The following is a 16480-nucleotide window of genomic DNA, read 5'->3' on the forward strand; positions in this document are numbered from 1 at the left end:
CGAGCTAGGCATCGAACCGGGGGGGAGCCAACCGGCACTCCGCTCTTCGCGGGTTGAGCGTCGAATGCAATAACAAGGGAACATCAGTGAGGGACGTACTGATCACCGGCGGGGAGGCGCTGCACTGGTGAAGCCGCAACTGGGAAAGCCGCCGCAGCCGACCCCCGTCTCCTCGATGCGCAGCTTCTGGGGGCTGATGTGGGCCTATTGGTTCTCCGACAGATGGCAGGAGGCTTGGGGACTGGCGGCGATCATCGTCGTGCTTACGGCCCTGTCGGCAATGGCCAGCGTCTGGTTCGCCGAGGCGTCGGGCGAACTTGTCAGCGCAATCGCCTTCCTCCACCATCCGGAAAACCCGACAACGCTCAAGTCGCTTCTGGCAAGCGCCGTGACCTTGGCCGCGATCGTCGTGCTCAAGGAAGTCGGTTTCACCGCAGTCCGCCACTTCTTCTCGACGAGCCTGCATCGCAAGTGGCGCGCCTGGCTTGACCGGCGTTTCAACGACGCACTGCTCGACCGCAACCATACGCATTTTCACCTGCAGCACGGGGCGGTGGACGCCATTCTGTCCGACGCCGCAGTGCCGGACAATATCGACCAGCGCATCCAGGAATCGATCAAGGGCATGACCGGCGGCGCCATCGGGCTTGCCATGGGCATCGCTGGCGTGGTCCTGTCGCTCCTCTTTGTCGGGGGCAAAATCATCGAAACGTCCACCAAGGTCAGCGGACTGGAGTTCCTTGGCAGTTACGCCAGCGCCTGTCTGACGCTTGTGGCCGTCGTCGCCTATGTCCCCGCCAACACGCTTTTGGCTGTGAAGATCGGAGCGATCCAGCAAAGGCTGGATGTCAGGATGCAATGGGCCGAAGGCAGCTACCGCCGCGAACTGACCACGCTCCTCCACCGCAGTTTCCACGTCGCGGCCGCCGGCGGCGAGGAAGCACAGAACGGTGTTCACAGGCGGCGCTATCTCGACATTGACCGCACCTGGGCAAGGCTCAACATTCTGACCGCGAGCTATATGGGTTTCGAACTCGTCTACAACTTTTTCAGCTCGCGCATCGTCGCCTACGCGCCCGGGCTGCTCCCCTATGTGGAGGCCAGGCTCAGCTTGCAAGCATACGTAACCGGCGCGGAGCTCGCCAATGCGATCATCAACGATTGTTCGTGGTTCATCCACGTCATGCCCGACATAGCGAGGCTCAGGGCGAATGCGGGCCGTATTGCCGACCTTGCAAAAGCCATCGAAGACGTGCAGCAGCCGCGCGATTTCTATGCCTACACCGGTCACGCCGAGCTGCACTATACCCGGCAGGATCCTGAGTTCGGCTTGACGATCCGGCATCTTGAACTGATGCACCCGGGCGATGATCAACCCTTCGTCACGACCGGGCTCCTCCACTTCGACCGTGGCGAATGGACGCTTCTCGTCGGCGAATCGGGCAGCGGCAAGTCGTCGTTGCTCAACGCGTTCAACGGACTCTGGCCGCATGGCCGCGGCACCATTGTCTTGCCCAGGAAGGTGCGGGCCCTCTATGCCGCGCAGGACATAAAGCTGCCGACAATATCGCTGAAGGAACTGATTTGCCTCCCCGATCCCGTCGAGGCGCACTCAGATACTGAGGCCGCCGCAGCGTTGACAAAAGCCGGTCTTGCCGATTTCATCGGCGACCTTGCCGAGGAGGGGCGCGACAACCAAAGCTGGGACCAGCTTCTTTCCGGCGGTCAGAAGCAAAAGCTCGTTCTGGCGCGGATCCTGTTACTGCGCCCGGGGCTCCTGTTTCTCGACGAACCGACCAGCGCTCTCGACCGCGAGGCGGCGGTCGCCTTTCACCAGGCCCTCAAGGACGATTGCCCTGGCGCGACGGTGATCAGCGTCATGCACGACGCCACGCCTCCGAAATCCGCAAGCGGCGAGGAGTTCTTTGACAACGTACTCGTCATCGCCGGTGGCTCATTGACCAAGACGCGGCTGTCGAGACCGACAGGCGGCCCCGTCGGCCCCGCGCGCGTGAGGCGGCGTGGGGAAAAATGGCCCGTAGATTGACGTGAGGAGCACGTCAGGCCGTTACCCGGTTCGACGCCTTCTTCGCTGGCCGATGGCGCGGTTCGGAACAGAAAAGGAACATGTCAGCTTGCAGTGCCTCCGGAAACCCTTGAGGCCGCGCTTCTTCGTCATCCCAGGTCTCAGGACCATTGCCGTTTCCCTCATGTCGTCTTTCTAGGGAACGGCCGCCATCTCGAAGGGTCCGGATGGGGCCTGCGGCGCGGGCACGGCTTGGCGGTCTGCGGTATTGCCTTCGCGATCCCAAGGTGCGAGCCTTCACACGCGGCGCTTTTGGCGCCCGGCGAAATAGCAAAAAAATGCCCGGCACAAAGTGGCCGGGCAAGAAGCAGGGCCTTGGCTCGGCCCTGCGGGGAAGCTCTTTCACCCCGAAGCTTTGGATATTTCAGGTCGCTCCGGACCACCTATCGAGCAAAGGCGCCGGCTGGCATGTCTTCTTCGGCGCGGCGCTTGAACTGCCGTATTGAGGCGGTCATCCAGACAAGTGAAACCGCAACGATCGCGAAGAGCAGCATGAAACAGCTCGACCAGAGGCCGGTCGCATCCTTGAGAAGGCCGAAAGCGATCGGCAGGACGAAGCCGCCAAGACCGCCCATCATACCAACGATGCCGCCGACGGCGCCGACACTGGCGGGGTAATAGGCGGGAATATGCTTGTAGACCGCCGCCTTGCCGAGGCTCATGAAAAAGCCGAGCACAAAGATCACGAAGACAAAGACGGCCGGGGTCACAGCAATCGGCATTGCTCCGCCCGCCCCACCTGCCGGCACGGATAGAATGAGCGTCGCCACGGCCGCGACGGAAAGCGTCGCGTACATGATCTTGCGTGCCCCGATCTTATCGGAAAGCATGCCGCCATAAGCGCGGAAGATGCTGCCAGGGATCGAATAGGCTGCGGCGATCATGCCGGCGGTCTCGATGCGGAAACCGTAGACGCCGACCAGGTAGCGCGGCAGCCAAAGCGACAAAGCAACGAAGCCGCCAAAGGCGAAGAAGTAGTAGAGAGCGAAGCGCCAGACCTGAATGTTCCGGAGCGGCTCGAACTCTTGCAGGAAGCTTTTTCGCGGAACTTGGTGATTGCGGCGCGCGCGAAACTGAGGGTCGTCGTTCGTGGAAAACCAGAAGACGACGGCCGTGATGAGCAGCACTGCGGACCAGATTTGTGCGACGGTCTGCCAGCCGAAGGCAACGAGAACGAGCGGAGCCGCAAACTTGGTCACAGCTGCACCGACATTGCCGGCGCCGAAAATTCCGAGCGCCGTCCCCTGTTTTTCCGGCGGAAAGAAGGGCGACACATAGGCGACACCGACGGCGAACGAGCCACCAGCCAGGCCAATGCCCAGCCCCGCGAGCAGCATCTCGGGATAGGTCTTTGCGTGGGAGAGGAGAAACGTGGCAAGGGCTGCTGCCGTCATGGTGACGGTGTAGACGAGCCGGCCGCCATAGCGGCACGTCCAGATACCCAGCACAATGCGGATCAGCGAGCCGGTGAGGATGGGCATGCCAATCAGCAGGCCGAATTGCGCCTCGGTGAGGCCGAGTTCGTCTTTGATGCGCACGCCGATGATGGAAAAGATCGTCCATACGGCAAAACAGACGGTGAAGGCAGTCGCGGAGGTCCACAGCGCGCGCGCTTGCTCGCTTGCAGAGATCTCTTGTGTTTGATGAAGAGCGGACATTGCATCTCCCGGCGCGTTGAACGCGCCATTCTCCTGTTGGTCCTGGAAACACCATGAGCGAAGACGACGCCCATCGGATTGGGCCCGTCGATCCTGTTCAGCAACTTTGCACTTGGCGCGCGACATTGGGCGCCTGCGACGGAATCCGCTTGGTCTCGAGATCAGGGAAGCAAGTAGCATGCCAGCTGGAGCGAAACTGGGTCCCTAGTGATTTCAATAACCTAGCGAGGCGGGTCCCGGCGGGGCGTTCGATGCTGTTCAAATAATAGCCCTCTGAGAGGGCATTGCTCAATTATGGTGCACTGCGGTGCGCCCGACCATCGCTTCCGCATACTCGCCATTTCAAAGGCACCGCGACTTCTTGGGTTCTATGCGTAGCTGTGTTGGCGGTGGGCCGATCTTTGATGCGGTGCAGCAACGAACCTGTCTTGACTAGTCATACTTTTCGCGGCTCCATGGAAACTGATCTGCTGGACCAACCAGTGGGTCAGTTGGAGGTGATGGTGGCGATGGACGGCAGCCCGATACTCACGCAAATGCCAAAGGTCGGGCAGAGTCTCGACCGGCGCACGGCTCGTGACCTCATCGCCGACAAGCTGATGGTGCTAATCGCCACCAACATGCTGCGCCCCGGCGACGTCTTGCCGGGCGAACGGGAACTCGCCAATGTGCTTCATGTCAGCCGCGAGACTGTGCGCGGTGCCATCCAGACGCTCGCCGCGCGCGGTATCGTCGAGGTGTCTCAGGGCAGCCGCACACGGATCTGCAATGTCGATCTCAGCCATCTCACCGTTACCATCGCTTCGCCCAACGCCATCGACAGCTACGATCTCGACGATGTTCATGCGGCCCGGCTGCATATCGAGCTGAAGGTCGTCGGCGATGCTGCCGATCGGATTGATGAAGAGACGCTGGGCAAGCTCAAAAGCCTGCTCGAAGCGCAGAAGCTGTGTGGCGATGACGCCATGCGCTTCCTGATCTGCGACCGCGAATTCCACATGGGAATCTATCGGGCTTGCGGAAACCCGCTGCTGTCCGATTTCGTCACCGATCTCTACACCTACATGATGGACTACCGGCGCAGCGCGATGTCACGGCCGGGCGCTATCGATGCCAGCTATGACGACCACACCGAGATCGTGGAGGCACTGGAGCGGCGCGACCGGGACGCGGTGATCGCTGCATTTCGCCAGCATCTCACCCGGATCTACGACACGACGAAGGAACTGCTTGCGGGGAGCGGGCAGAAAAAACGGGAAAAGAACAAGAGCGGGACGGCAGGCTGATCCGGCTGAGCCGGGCGGCAGACGGGGAGGTTCGCCGGAAATGCATATCATGGTGATTGGAGCGGCCGGGATGGTCGGCCGCAAGCTGGTGGAGAAGCTCGCCTCAGAGGAAGGCGCGCTTGGCTACGATATTTCCAGGCTGACGCTGGTGGATGTGATCGAGCCGCCTGTGCCTCAAGGGCTGTCGCCGATCGCGAAGGCACTCGCGCTTGATCTGTCAACCGAGGACGCCGCTGGCAAACTGGTCGCTTTGCGCCCCGACGTGATCTTCCACCTCGCGGCGATCGTTTCCGGTGAGGCCGAGGCTGATTTCGACAAGGGCTACAAGGTCAATCTTGACGGAACGCGGGCGCTCTTCGAGGCGATCCGCCATGAGAGTTTGCGGGAGCCCTACGTTCCGCGGGTCATCTTCGCCTCGTCGATCGCCGTTTTCGGAAAGCCTTTCCCGGAAAAGATCGGCGACGAGTTCTTTACCACGCCACTGACGAGCTACGGTACGCAGAAGGCAATCTGCGAACTGCTTCTCGCCGACTATTCGAGGCGCGGCATTTACGATGGCGTCGGCATCCGCCTGCCGACGATCTGCATCCGTCCCGGCAAACCCAACAAGGCGGCGTCCGGCTTCTTTTCCAATATTCTCCGCGAGCCGCTGGCAGGTCAGGAGGCGGTGTTGCCGGTGGACGAGAACTTGCGTCACTGGTTTGCAAGCCCGCGTTCGGCAGTCGGTTTCTTCATTCATGCCGCGCGGATGGATACGTCCGCGATCGGCCCGAGACGCAATCTGACCATGCCTGGCCTTTCCGCCCTCGTTGGTGAAGAGATCGAAGCGCTTCGGCGTGTGGCCGGTCAGAAGGCCGTCAAGCTCATCCGCCGTGAGCCCGACCCGGTTATCCAGTCGATTGTTTCAGGCTGGGCGACCGATTTCGACGCGCGGCGTGCTTCCCAACTGGGTTTCAAAGCCGAAACCAACTTCGACGAGATCATCAGGATCCATATCGAAGACGAACTCGGAGGACATATCTGAGATGGTCCGCGCTTTGAAATCCGGCGAAGGCAAGATCGCATTGGTGACGGGCGGCGGCACGGGCGTCGGACGCGGCATCGCCGGGGCCTTGAGCGCGGAGGGTTATACCGTCGTCATCACCGGCCGGCGCGCCGACGTGCTCGATAAAGCCGCTGGCGACATAGCGGTGCAAACGGGAGAAACCGTGCGGGCGATCGTTGCAGATATCGGCGACCCCGCTGCGGTCGCTCGCCTTTTCGAGGCGATCCGCAGGGAGTTCGGCCGGCTCGACTTGCTGGTCAACAATGCCGGTTCCACCGTGCCGCCAGTGTCGCTGGAAGATGTGACCTTCGAGCAATGGAGCGGTATTCTCGCCGCGAACCTCACGGGTGCCTTTCTCTGCACACAGCAGGCGTTCCGGCTGATGAAGGCGCAGGCGCCGCGCGGCGGGAGGATCATCAACAACGGCTCGATTTCGGCCCAGACGCCGCGGCCGAACTCCGCGCCTTACACGGCAACCAAGCATGCGATCACGGGGTTGACCAAGTCGACCGCGCTCGACGGGCGCAAATATGACATCGCCTGCGGCCAGATCGATATCGGCAATGCCGCGACCGACATGACGTCGAAGATGAATTCCGGGGTGTTGCAGGCGAATGGCGCGACCGCCAGTGAGCCGACGATCCCGGTCGCGCATATCGCCGAAGCCGTTGTCTACATGGCAAGCCTGCCGCTGGAGGCGAATGTGCTGACGATGACGGTCATGGCGACGAAGATGCCGCTGGTGGGGCGAGGGTAAGGGCAGTCGATCGGGAACCGGACGGGGTCCGAGTACGGCATGAGGAGGCCGCCGGACAATCCGCCGATTTCAGATGAAATTCACAGGGAGGAAAGCATATGGCAGGCGTTGACTTCGTCGATGTCAGAAAATCATTCGGAGCCTTTCCCGTCATCAAGGGCGTGAATATCGAAATCGAGGATGGCGAATTCGTCATCCTTGTCGGCCCGTCGGGCTGCGGGAAATCGACGCTTCTGCGAATGCTGGCCGGGCTTGAAAACATTTCAGCGGGCGAGATCCGCATCGGCGACAAGGTGGTCAACGCCCTGCCGCCCAAGGATCGGGATATCGCCATGGTGTTCCAGAACTATGCGCTCTACCCGCATATGACGGTCGCCGACAATATGGCTTTCTCCCTTATGCTGAACAGCTCGCCGAAATCCGAGATCGAGAAGCGCGTCGGTACCGCGGCCGGAATTTTGGGACTTTCCAAGCTGCTCGACCGCTATCCGCGCCAGCTCTCCGGCGGCCAGCGCCAGCGCGTGGCCATGGGCAGGGCGATCGTGCGCGATCCGCAGGTGTTTCTCTTCGACGAACCGCTGTCCAACCTCGATGCGAAACTGCGGGTAGCAATGCGCGCCGAGATCAAGGAACTGCACCAGCGGCTGAAGACGACCACCGTCTATGTCACGCATGACCAGATCGAGGCGATGACCATGGCCGACAAAATCGTCGTCATGCATGACGGCATTGTCGAACAGATCGGCGCGCCGCTTGACCTCTACGACAGTCCCGCCAATCTTTTCGTCGCGGGTTTTATCGGTTCGCCGGCGATGAACATGATCAAAGGCAGGCTCGACCCGCAAAATCCGAATAGCTTTATCGCAACCGATGGCATGGCGCTGCCACTCGCGCGGTCGCCATCGGCGGCAAGAGGGCGTGATCTGATCTACGGCTTGCGGCCGGAATATATGTCGCTCGACCCGAACGGGTTTCCTGTGACCGTCGCGGTTATCGAGCCCACCGGCTACGAGACGCAGTTGATCGTGCGCTTCGGCGGCACGGACGTCACCTGCGTTTTCCGTGAGCGCGTGACCGCCCGGCCGGGCGAGGCAATCCACCTATCGATCGATGCCGATCATGTGCACCTGTTCGACGCCGAAACCGGCGTGCGGCTGACCGACTGATACCGTCCCGTTTTGCGCTGCGTGAGGGAAGAGGAGCCCTGACGCATCGGCCGGCATTCCGGCATTTCCGGAAGCCATTAACTCAGCATTCGCCAAACGGGACGGCGGGTGCCGGAAAGGATGATGTCCCGTGTCACCAGGAGGAGCATTATGACTTTCAAGAGACGTGATTTTCTTGCCGCATCCGCCGCGGTCGCGGGCATGGCCGGCCTTTCGCCTTTCGGCATCCGCTCGTCGTTCGCCCAAGGGGCGGAGCCGGCCTACAAGCCGGAGGACGGTGCTAACCTGAGGCTGTTGCGCTGGACACCCTTCGTCAAGGGTGACGAGGATGCATGGCTTGCCAACACCGCGAAGTTCACCCAAGCGACCGGTGTCGAGGTCCGCATCGACAAGGAAAGCTGGGAAGACATTCGCCCGAAAGCGGCCGTCGCTGCCAATGTCGGCTCCGGGCCGGATATGGTGATGTGCTGGTTCGACGATGCCCATCAATATCCGGACAAGCTCGTCGATCTGACCGAACTCGCCAACTACCTCGGCGGCAAATACGGCGGCTGGTACGATGGCGTAAAGGGTTATGCTTCGCGCGGCGACAAGTTCATCGCCATGCCGCTGGCGGCCATCGGCAATGCGATCTGCTACCGGGATAGTCACATGAAGGCGGCCGGCTTCAGCGAATTTCCGAAGGAAACCGACGGGTTCCTCGAACTCTGCAAAGCCATGAAGGCCAAGGGAACGCCAGCTGGCTTCCCGCACGGCAAGGCCGTCGGCGACGGCAACAACTATGCCCATTGGCTGCTCTGGAGCCATGGCGGCAAGATGGTCGATGAAGGCGGCAAGGTCGTCATCAACAGCCCCGAGACGCTCAAAGCGGTCAACTATGCCAAGGCGCTTTACGAGACCTTCATTCCGGGCACCGAGAGCTGGCTCGACATCAACAACAACCGGGCCTTCCTGGCGGGCCAGGTGTCGCTGACGGCGAACGGCGTCTCGCTCTACTATGCGTCGAAGAAGGACCCGGCGATGGCGGAACTTTCAGCCGACATCCGCACCACGAACTTCCCTGTCGGTCCGGTCGGCCAGAGCGTCGAGCTGCATCAGACGAGTTCGCTGCTGCTCTTCAGCCATACGAAATATCCGGAAGCGGCCAAGGCGTACATCAAGTTCATGATGGAGGCCGACCAGATGAATGCCTGGATCACGGGCTCCAGCGCGTATTGCTGCCAGCCGCTCAAGGCTTTCGCCGACAATCCCGTCTGGACGTCCGATCCGATCCACGCGCCTTATGCGCGCGCCTCGGAAACGCTGCGCCCGAACGGTTATGCCGGCCCGCTCGGCTATGCGTCCGCCGGCGTCATGGCCGACTACGTGCTGGTCGACATGTTCGCCACCGCGGTTACGGGGCAGATGACGCCGGAAGAGGCAATTGTAGAGGCTGAGCGCCGGGCAAACCGCTACTACCGGGTCTAAATCCCAACGTGGCCTGCATAGGCCGCTGAGACAAGGTATCGGCGGAAATGCCCCGCCGATACCCGTTCCCCAATCCGCTATACGGGAGATGTCCGATGTCCACAGCGTCATCCAGGAAGCCGCCATCCGCGATGGCCTCGCTCATGCAGAACAGGAACATGATTGGTTTCCTCTTCATGCTTCCGGCCGCCGTCTTCCTTGTCTGCTTCCTCACCTATCCACTCGGTCTCGGCGTCTGGCTTGGCTTTACCGACACGCGCATCGGTCGTGACGGGGTGTTCATCGGGCTCGAAAACTACATCTTCCTTGCCGAGGACTCGGTCTTCTGGCTCTCGGTCTTCAACACGTTGCTCTACACGATTGTGGCGTCGATCCTGAAATTCGTCTTCGGGCTCTGGCTGGCGCTGCTGCTGAATGAAAATTTGCCATTCAAGTCCTTCTTCCGGGCAATCGTACTCTTGCCCTGGGTCGTTCCCACCGTGCTCTCGGCGCTGGCCTTCTGGTGGATCTACGATGCGCAGTTCTCGATCATTTCATGGTCGCTGATGCAGCTCGGCGTGATCGACAGTCCGATCAACTTCCTGGGCGATCCGGAAAATGCCCGAGCCTCGGTGATCGCAGCCAATGTCTGGCGCGGCATTCCCTTTGTCGCCATTTCGTTGCTGGCTGGCCTGCAGACCATTCCGGCCTCGTTGCAGGAGGCGGCGTCGCTGGACGGTGCAACGAGCTGGCAACGCTTCCGCTATGTGACGTTGCCGATGCTGACGCCGATCATTGCCGTCGTCATGACCTTCTCGGTGCTGTTCACCTTCACCGATTTCCAGCTCATCTATGTGCTCACCAAGGGTGGTCCGGTGAATGCGACGCATCTGATGGCGACGCTGTCTTTCCAGCGCGGCATTCCCGGCGGACAGCTGGGCGAGGGGGCGGCGATCGCTGTGGCGATGATCCCCTTCCTGCTTGCCGCCATCATGTTCAGCTTCTTCGGTCTGCAACGCCGTAAATGGCAGCAGGGTGGCCAGGATTGATTGGGGGAGAATGACGATGACAACGACCGTGAAATCCGAAGATGCCGTTCTGACAGATGATGTACAGGGAATGAGCTATCTCAACCGCCTGCCACGCAGGATCGTGATGGTTTATCTGCCGATGGCGGTGTTCGTCTTCGTGCTGCTCTTTCCGTTCTACTGGATGGCGATCACTGCAGTGAAGCCGAATTCGCAGCTGACGGATTACAACAATTACAGCCCCTTCTGGGTGGTCGGGCCGACGTTTGACCATATCAAGTACCTGCTGTTCGAAACCTCCTATCCGGGCTGGCTGTGGAACACGATGCTGGTGGCGACCTGCGCGACGTTTCTGTCGCTTGCGGCTTCGGTCTTTGCGGCCTACGCGATCGAGCGGGTGCGGTTCTCGGGCTCGCGGCCGGTGGGCCTGATGATCTTTCTCGCCTATCTCGTGCCGCCCTCGATCCTGTTCATTCCGCTGGCATTCATCGTCTTCAAGTTCGGCATCTACGATTCCAGGCTGGCGCTGATCTTTACCTATCCGACCTTCCTCATCCCCTTCTGCACCTGGCTGCTGATGGGCTATTTCAGGTCGATCCCGTTCGAGCTCGAGGAGAGTGCGCTGGTGGATGGCGCGACGCGCTGGCAGATCCTGATCAAGATCATCCTGCCGCTTGCCGTCCCCGGGCTTATCTCGGCTGGTATCTTTGCCTTCACGCTTTCCTGGAACGAGTTCATCTATGCGCTCACTTTCATCCAGTCTTCGGAGAACAAGACCGTGCCCGTGGGCGTGCTGACGGAGCTGGTCCGCGGCGACGTGTTCGAATGGGGAGCGCTGATGGCGGGCGCGCTGTTCGGTTCGCTGCCGGTGGTGATCCTCTATTCCTTCTTCGTCGATTATTATGTGTCGTCCATGACCGGGGCGGTGAAGGAATGAGTGCCTGCTTCAGGCGATAGCGCATCAATCGTGGTCGTGGTCGTGATGCGACGGCAGGTCGAGGCCGAAGGTCTCGGTGAGATCTGCCACCTGCGCCGGGCTGAGGTAACGGGGGTTGAGGTTGCGCAGCAGCAGATAGAGCTTCGCCGTCTCCTCCAATTCCTCGGTCGCGAAAACCGCCGCCTCCAGGCTGTCGCCGGCGACGACCGGTCCGTGATTGGCCAGAAGCACCGACGAATATTTGCCCGCCAGCCCGCGGATCGCGTCGGCCACCGCCGGATCGCCGGGACGGTAATAGGGGACCAGCGCGGTCTCGCCGGCGCGCATGAGATAATAGGGCGTCATCGGCGGCAGGGCGGCGCGCGGATCGATCTCCGGCAGCATGGTCAGCGCAACCGCGTGGGTGGAATGAAGATGGACGATGGCGCGGGCGCTGCCGCGCGTGTCGTAGAGGGCCGTGTGAAGCGGAATTTCCTTGGTCGGCTTGTCGCCGGACACGAGACGCCCGGCGGCATCGAGCCTTGAGATACGGGTCGGGTCGAGGAAGCCGAGCGAGGCGTTGGTCGGCGTGACCAGCCAGCCGCCATCCTCCAGCCGCAACGATATGTTGCCCGACGACCCGGGCGTCAGCCCGCGTTCGAACAGCGAGCGGCCGTAACGGCAGATTTCCTCACGCAGGCGCGCGTCGGACATGACAGTTCCTCCAGCTCTAGGCAGTTGCCCCTTCGATCAGTTCAAAACCGAGATCGACGACCTGGGGTGGCGCATTGGCGACGACAAGTTGTGCCGCCACATGTCCGGTCGCAACTCGGGGCGTGCGGATGGTCGAGAGCGGCTGCGGCGTTGCCCGGCCGATATCGAGGCCGTTATAGCCGAAAATGGCAAGCTGCGAGGGGATCGCAATCCCCCGCGCCAGACAGTGAAAATAGCCGCCCAGCGCCATGTCGTCGTTGGAGAAATAGACCGCGTCGAGATCGGGCGTCCGGGCGAGCAGCCGCTCCAGTCCCAGCCTGCCGTTTTCCACCGACGATGCCCCGGCGAGAATTTCGCGATCGGCGAGGGGGGCGTCATGCGCACCCAGCGTCTCGCAAAAAGCGGAAAACCGCTTGCCGGCGCGGGTATCGCGGTTGAGGTCGTGGCCGACATACCCGATCCGGCGATAGCCCCGCTTGAGCAGGAAGGCAGCACTTTCGCGTCCGGCTGCGCGGTTTGAGAAACCGACCGCCAGATCAAGCGCATCGCCGTCCAGATCGAGCATTTCCACGATCCGGCAGCCGCTTGCGCGCAGCATCTTCACCGTGCCCTCCGTGTGCTCGTACCCCGCCAGCATCACCGCCGCGGGCCGCCAGGCGAGCATCGCGGCGGCAAGCGCTTCTTCCTTCCCCGGATCATAGTCGGTGACGGAGAAGACCGCCTGATACCGGTTTTCCTCCAGAACGGCGCTGGCGCCGCGCAGTACATCGGGAAAGACGATGTTGGACAGCGAGGGAATGACGAAGGCGACAAGGCGCGAGGCGGTGGAGGCGAGCGTTCCTGCGATCCGGTTCGGCACATAGCCGAGCCGCTCGACCGCAGCCATCACCCGGTCCCGCGTCTTGCCGGAAAACGAGCCGTGGTTGCGCAGCACCCGCGAGACCGTGCTCTCGCCGACCCCGGCCGCTTCCGCGACCTCGGCAAGCGTCACTGTCGCCTGGTGTTTGAATTCCATAGTCACTTTCGAACCCGGCCTTGGGTGGGCGCTTCAGCCGCTAAGCCGTCATCCCTCCGATGTTGCCCACCATGCAGTCCTCATTTTTCACCACTCTCTTCAAGAAGCAAGATTTTTTTGGCAGCGCTACCAATTTCGTGTTGGCAGCGCTGCCAAGATGGATTAAAGAAAATGGCAGCGCTGCCATTATTGGCTCGGCGTGCCGCGGAAGGAGACTGCGGCAACAATTGGAGGAGAAAATCATGACGCTGCAAACGCAGGCGCCAGTCGATGGCGCATACGCCGTACAGACGGTGGAAGACCGGGCCTATGGCAAGGTATTCTGGAGAATCGTTCCTTTTTTGATGCTGTGCTACGTGGTGGCCTATCTCGACCGCGTCAATGTCGGCTTCGCGAAGCTGCAGATGTCGAGTGAGCTCGGCCTCTCGGAAGCGGCCTATGGCATCGGCGCAGGTATTTTCTTCATCGGCTATTTTCTGTTTGAAGTGCCGAGCAACATTATCATGAACAAGGTCGGCGCGCGGGTGTGGATTGCCCGCATCATGGTCACCTGGGGCATCATTTCCGCCGCCTTCATGTTCACCTCGTCGGAAGCCGTCTTCTATGTCCTGCGTTTCCTGCTGGGCGTTGCCGAAGCGGGGTTTTTCCCCGGCATCATTCTCTATCTGACCGCTTGGTATCCGGCCCATCGCCGCGGCAGAATCATCACCACCTTCATGTCCGCAATCCCGATATCCGCCATTTTCGGTAATCCGCTTTCGGGTCTCTTGATGGACAGCTTCCACGGCACGCATGGCCTTTCCGGCTGGCAGTGGATGTTCCTGATCGAAGCCATCCCGGCCATCCTTTTCGGCGTCGCCACGTTCTTCTACCTTGATGATACGATCCGTGACGCGAAATGGCTGAACGAAGACGAAAAGCGTGTGCTGGCGGCCAATATCGAGGCGGAGAACCGGGCCAAGGCCTCGAGCCCGCACAGCATTGCCGGAACGCTGACGGATCGCCGCGTCTGGCTGATGTGCCTCATCTATTTCTGCTTCGTGCTTGGGCAATACGGCCTGAATTTCTGGATGCCCTCCATCGTCAAGGCCTCCGGCGTCAGCGGGAACCTGAATATCGGCCTGATTTCCGCTATCCCCTATATCTGCACGTTCGTTGCCATGCTGGTGCTCGGACGCTCCGCCGACAGGCTGCGTGAACGCCGGTGGCACCTGGTCATTCCCGCCCTCATCGCCGCCGGTGGTTTTGTCGCGGCAACGACGGCAACAAGCACGACGGTCTCAATCGTCTGCCTCTCGCTGGCTGCTGCGGGCGCCATCAGTTGCGCGCCGCTCTTCTGGTCGCTTCCGACCGCTTTTCTCGCCGGCACGGGCGCGGCAGCCGGCATCGCCTGGATCAATTCGGTCGGCAATCTCGCCGGGTTCCTCGGGCCGTTTCTGGTGGGCTATCTGAAGGATCTTACGGGCAGCAACAGCGCGGGCATGTATCTTCTCGCCGCGGCCCTGGTCATCGGTTCGCTGGCCGTGTTGACGGTTCCGGCGAAGACCGTCAACCGCTAAACACCAACCCCTCCGGGTGGCAGCATCCGGAGGGGCAGCTCTTCCTTTACAAGACTGGAGAACTCGTCATGTCACCGCTTGCTGAAAACTCAGGCCCCGCTGTTGTCGCGGCCGTCATCGGCCTTGGCTCCATGGGGCTCGGAATGGCCCGATCGATGAAGCGCGCAGGCCTCGACGTCGTTGGGTATGACATCACTCCTGCGGCGGTGGACCGCTTCACCGCCGAGGGCGGACGCGGCGCGGCCACGCCCGCCGGTGCGGCAAAGGATGCCGACATTGTCGTCTCCGTCGTCGTCAATGGTGCGCAGACCGAGGCTGTGCTGTTCGGCGTCGAGGGTGTAGCGAGGACGATGAAGCCCGGAGCAGTCTTCATTTCGTCGGCTACCATGGACCCGGCTGTGGCACGCGACCTGGCACAACGGGTGGAGGCTCTCGGTCTGCATTATCTCGATGCGCCAATTTCGGGCGGCGCGGCCAAGGCCGCAAACGGCGAACTGACGATCATGGCATCCGGCTCCAGGCAGGCGTTCGACGCGGCCCGCCCGGGTCTCGACGCCATGGCCGGCAAGATCTACGAGCTCGGCGACGCGGCCGGAACCGGCGCCGCCTTCAAGATGATCAACCAGCTTCTCGCCGGCGTGCACATCGCGGCCGCCTGCGAAGCGATAACGTTTGCCGCCAAGCAGGGCCTCGACCTCCACAAGGTCTATGAAGTGATCACGGCCTCGGCCGGCAATTCCTGGATGTTCGAAAACCGCGTGCCGCATGTGCTGGCCGGAGACTATACTCCGCTGAGCAGCATCGAGATTTTCGTCAAGGACCTCGGCATCGTCCAGGATATGGCTCGCTCGGAGCGCTATCCGGTACCGCTCGCAGCGGCGGCCCTGCAGATGTATTTGGGCGCGTCCGGAGCCGGCATGGGCCGCGACGACGATTCCTCGCTCGCGCGGCTCTACGCCCAGCTGTCGGGTGCCACATTGCCCGGTGCCACCAAAGAGCCTCAGAAACCGTAAGGAACGCCACCATGCCGGTTTTTGCCGCCAACCTGACGATGATGTTCAACGAATGGCCGTTCCTCGACCGCTTCGACGCCGCGGCCGATGCCGGGTTTGCCGCCGTCGAATATCTCTTTCCCTATGAAGCCGCACCGGAGGCGATTGCCGAACGGCTCGCCCGCAACAATCTGCAGCAGGCCCTGTTCAATCTGCCGCCGGGCGATTGGGCCGCCGGCGACCGGGGTGTCGCGGCGCTTCCCGGACGGTTCGATGCGCTGAAAGCGGGCGTCGAGCGGGCGCTGGACTATGCGGTGGCGACGGGTGTCGGGCGGCTGCACCTGATGGCCGGCCTTGCTGATCCCCACGACAAAGACGCGGCCTCATCTTACCGACGCTCCGTTGCGTACGTTGCGGGGCGGCTTTCAGAGGAGGGCATCGACCTGTTGCTCGAGCCGATCAACGGGCGAAACATGCCGGGCTACTTCCTCAATGACTTCGGCGCGGCCGAAAAGCTGATCGCGGAACTCGGTATGCCGAACCTGAAACTGCAGTTCGACATCTATCACCGCCAGATCCTGCATGGCGACGTGGTCATGGCCTTGCGCCGCCTGCTACCGATCACCGGCCATATCCAGATCGCCAGCGTGCCGTCGCGCAACGAGCCGGACGGGGAGGAGTTGAACTATCCCTATCTGTTCCTGGAAATCGACCGGCTCGGTTACGGCGGCTTTGTCGGCTGCGAATACATCCCCCGTGGCCGTACGCTGGACGGCCTCGACTGGTTCAGACCTTTTGCACGGAGCTAGCTG

General features: G+C 61.7%; 14 protein-coding genes. 11 read left to right on the top strand and 3 right to left on the bottom strand.

Translation table 11 applies throughout. The features are described from left to right. Positions 1–175 precede the first annotated feature (175 nt). The gene (locus BC363_RS16780; protein ID WP_083223570.1) at positions 176–2047 is read left to right on the top strand and encodes an ATP-binding cassette domain-containing protein; all 1872 of its coding nucleotides are present in this window, start codon (positions 176–178) and stop codon (positions 2045–2047) included. A gap of 422 nt (positions 2048–2469) precedes the next feature. Here BC363_RS16780 and BC363_RS16785 read toward each other — a convergent pair whose 3' ends face one another. Continuing rightward, positions 2470–3744, bottom strand: a complete 1275-nt coding sequence (locus BC363_RS16785) for a nitrate/nitrite transporter (protein WP_065784716.1) — start codon at positions 3742–3744, stop codon at positions 2470–2472. Between the two features lie 509 nt (positions 3745–4253). Between BC363_RS16785 and BC363_RS16790 the strand changes: the two genes are divergently transcribed. The 7 genes from BC363_RS16790 to BC363_RS16820 all read left to right on the top strand — a co-directional run bounded on the left by BC363_RS16790 (position 4254) and on the right by BC363_RS16820 (position 11409). Then, entirely contained in the window at positions 4254–5030 is a 777-nt protein-coding gene (locus BC363_RS16790) for a FadR/GntR family transcriptional regulator (protein ID WP_065377142.1), read from the top strand. Positions 5031–5070: 40 nt separating this feature from the next. Next, positions 5071–6054, top strand: coding sequence for a D-erythronate dehydrogenase (gene denD / locus BC363_RS16795; protein ID WP_065784717.1), 984 nt, complete (start codon positions 5071–5073; stop codon positions 6052–6054). A 1-nt stretch (position 6055) separates the two neighbouring features. Then, positions 6056–6832, top strand: coding sequence for an SDR family oxidoreductase (locus BC363_RS16800; protein ID WP_065784718.1), 777 nt, complete (start codon positions 6056–6058; stop codon positions 6830–6832). A gap of 98 nt (positions 6833–6930) precedes the next feature. Beyond that, on the top strand, positions 6931–7998 hold the full coding sequence (gene ugpC / locus BC363_RS16805; protein WP_065784719.1) for a sn-glycerol-3-phosphate ABC transporter ATP-binding protein UgpC: 1068 nt from the start codon (positions 6931–6933) through the stop codon (positions 7996–7998). 150 nt (positions 7999–8148) lie between these two features. Next, on the top strand, positions 8149–9465 hold the full coding sequence (locus BC363_RS16810; protein ID WP_053249895.1) for an ABC transporter substrate-binding protein: 1317 nt from the start codon (positions 8149–8151) through the stop codon (positions 9463–9465). 95 nt (positions 9466–9560) lie between these two features. Then, positions 9561–10493, top strand: coding sequence for a sugar ABC transporter permease (locus tag BC363_RS16815; RefSeq protein WP_053249896.1), 933 nt, complete (start codon positions 9561–9563; stop codon positions 10491–10493). Between the two features lie 16 nt (positions 10494–10509). Further along, positions 10510–11409, top strand: coding sequence for a carbohydrate ABC transporter permease (locus tag BC363_RS16820; RefSeq protein ID WP_065784720.1), 900 nt, complete (start codon positions 10510–10512; stop codon positions 11407–11409). Between the two features lie 24 nt (positions 11410–11433). Here BC363_RS16820 and BC363_RS16825 read toward each other — a convergent pair whose 3' ends face one another. Together BC363_RS16825 and BC363_RS16830 are read right to left on the bottom strand one after the other, a co-directional pair. After that, the gene (locus BC363_RS16825; protein WP_065784721.1) at positions 11434–12102 is read right to left on the bottom strand and encodes an aldolase; all 669 of its coding nucleotides are present in this window, start codon (positions 12100–12102) and stop codon (positions 11434–11436) included. Between the two features lie 16 nt (positions 12103–12118). Continuing rightward, a complete protein-coding gene (locus BC363_RS16830) occupies positions 12119–13117 on the bottom strand; it encodes a LacI family DNA-binding transcriptional regulator (RefSeq protein WP_065784722.1) in 999 nt (332 codons plus the stop codon). Positions 13118–13359: 242 nt separating this feature from the next. Here BC363_RS16830 and BC363_RS16835 point away from each other — a divergent pair, with 242 nt between their 5' ends. From BC363_RS16835 to otnI, 3 genes are all read left to right on the top strand, one after another. Further along, positions 13360–14676: an MFS transporter gene (locus BC363_RS16835; RefSeq protein ID WP_065784723.1), complete on the top strand. Its 1317-nt coding sequence runs from the start codon at positions 13360–13362 to the stop codon at positions 14674–14676. A 68-nt stretch (positions 14677–14744) separates the two neighbouring features. Then, on the top strand, positions 14745–15689 hold the full coding sequence (gene ltnD / locus BC363_RS16840; protein ID WP_065784724.1) for an L-threonate dehydrogenase: 945 nt from the start codon (positions 14745–14747) through the stop codon (positions 15687–15689). A gap of 11 nt (positions 15690–15700) precedes the next feature. Then, positions 15701–16477 (top strand): 2-oxo-tetronate isomerase, encoded by a 777-nt coding sequence (otnI, locus tag BC363_RS16845; protein ID WP_065784725.1) that lies wholly within the window; start codon positions 15701–15703, stop codon positions 16475–16477. Positions 16478–16480 lie beyond the last annotated feature (3 nt).

It is taken from the genome of Ensifer sp. LC384 (genome assembly GCF_001695865.1).
Taxonomy (GTDB): Bacteria; Pseudomonadota; Alphaproteobacteria; order Rhizobiales; family Rhizobiaceae; genus Ensifer.

What these genes read in the sequence shown, in the direction of transcription:
- BC363_RS16780 (WP_083223570.1), top strand. Translation starts at nt 176, where the DNA reads ATGCGCAGCTTCTGGGGGCTGATGTGGGCCTATTGGTTCTCCGACAGA.
- BC363_RS16785 (WP_065784716.1), bottom strand. Translation starts at nt 3,744, where the DNA reads ATGTCCGCTCTTCATCAAACACAAGAGATCTCTGCAAGCGAGCAAGCG.
- BC363_RS16790 (WP_065377142.1), top strand. Translation starts at nt 4,254, where the DNA reads ATGGACGGCAGCCCGATACTCACGCAAATGCCAAAGGTCGGGCAGAGT.
- denD (WP_065784717.1), top strand. Translation starts at nt 5,071, where the DNA reads ATGCATATCATGGTGATTGGAGCGGCCGGGATGGTCGGCCGCAAGCTG.
- BC363_RS16800 (WP_065784718.1), top strand. Translation starts at nt 6,056, where the DNA reads ATGGTCCGCGCTTTGAAATCCGGCGAAGGCAAGATCGCATTGGTGACG.
- ugpC (WP_065784719.1), top strand. Translation starts at nt 6,931, where the DNA reads ATGGCAGGCGTTGACTTCGTCGATGTCAGAAAATCATTCGGAGCCTTT.
- BC363_RS16810 (WP_053249895.1), top strand. Translation starts at nt 8,149, where the DNA reads ATGACTTTCAAGAGACGTGATTTTCTTGCCGCATCCGCCGCGGTCGCG.
- BC363_RS16815 (WP_053249896.1), top strand. Translation starts at nt 9,561, where the DNA reads ATGTCCACAGCGTCATCCAGGAAGCCGCCATCCGCGATGGCCTCGCTC.
- BC363_RS16820 (WP_065784720.1), top strand. Translation starts at nt 10,510, where the DNA reads ATGACAACGACCGTGAAATCCGAAGATGCCGTTCTGACAGATGATGTA.
- BC363_RS16825 (WP_065784721.1), bottom strand. Translation starts at nt 12,102, where the DNA reads ATGTCCGACGCGCGCCTGCGTGAGGAAATCTGCCGTTACGGCCGCTCG.
- BC363_RS16830 (WP_065784722.1), bottom strand. Translation starts at nt 13,117, where the DNA reads ATGGAATTCAAACACCAGGCGACAGTGACGCTTGCCGAGGTCGCGGAA.
- BC363_RS16835 (WP_065784723.1), top strand. Translation starts at nt 13,360, where the DNA reads ATGACGCTGCAAACGCAGGCGCCAGTCGATGGCGCATACGCCGTACAG.
- ltnD (WP_065784724.1), top strand. Translation starts at nt 14,745, where the DNA reads ATGTCACCGCTTGCTGAAAACTCAGGCCCCGCTGTTGTCGCGGCCGTC.
- otnI (WP_065784725.1), top strand. Translation starts at nt 15,701, where the DNA reads ATGCCGGTTTTTGCCGCCAACCTGACGATGATGTTCAACGAATGGCCG.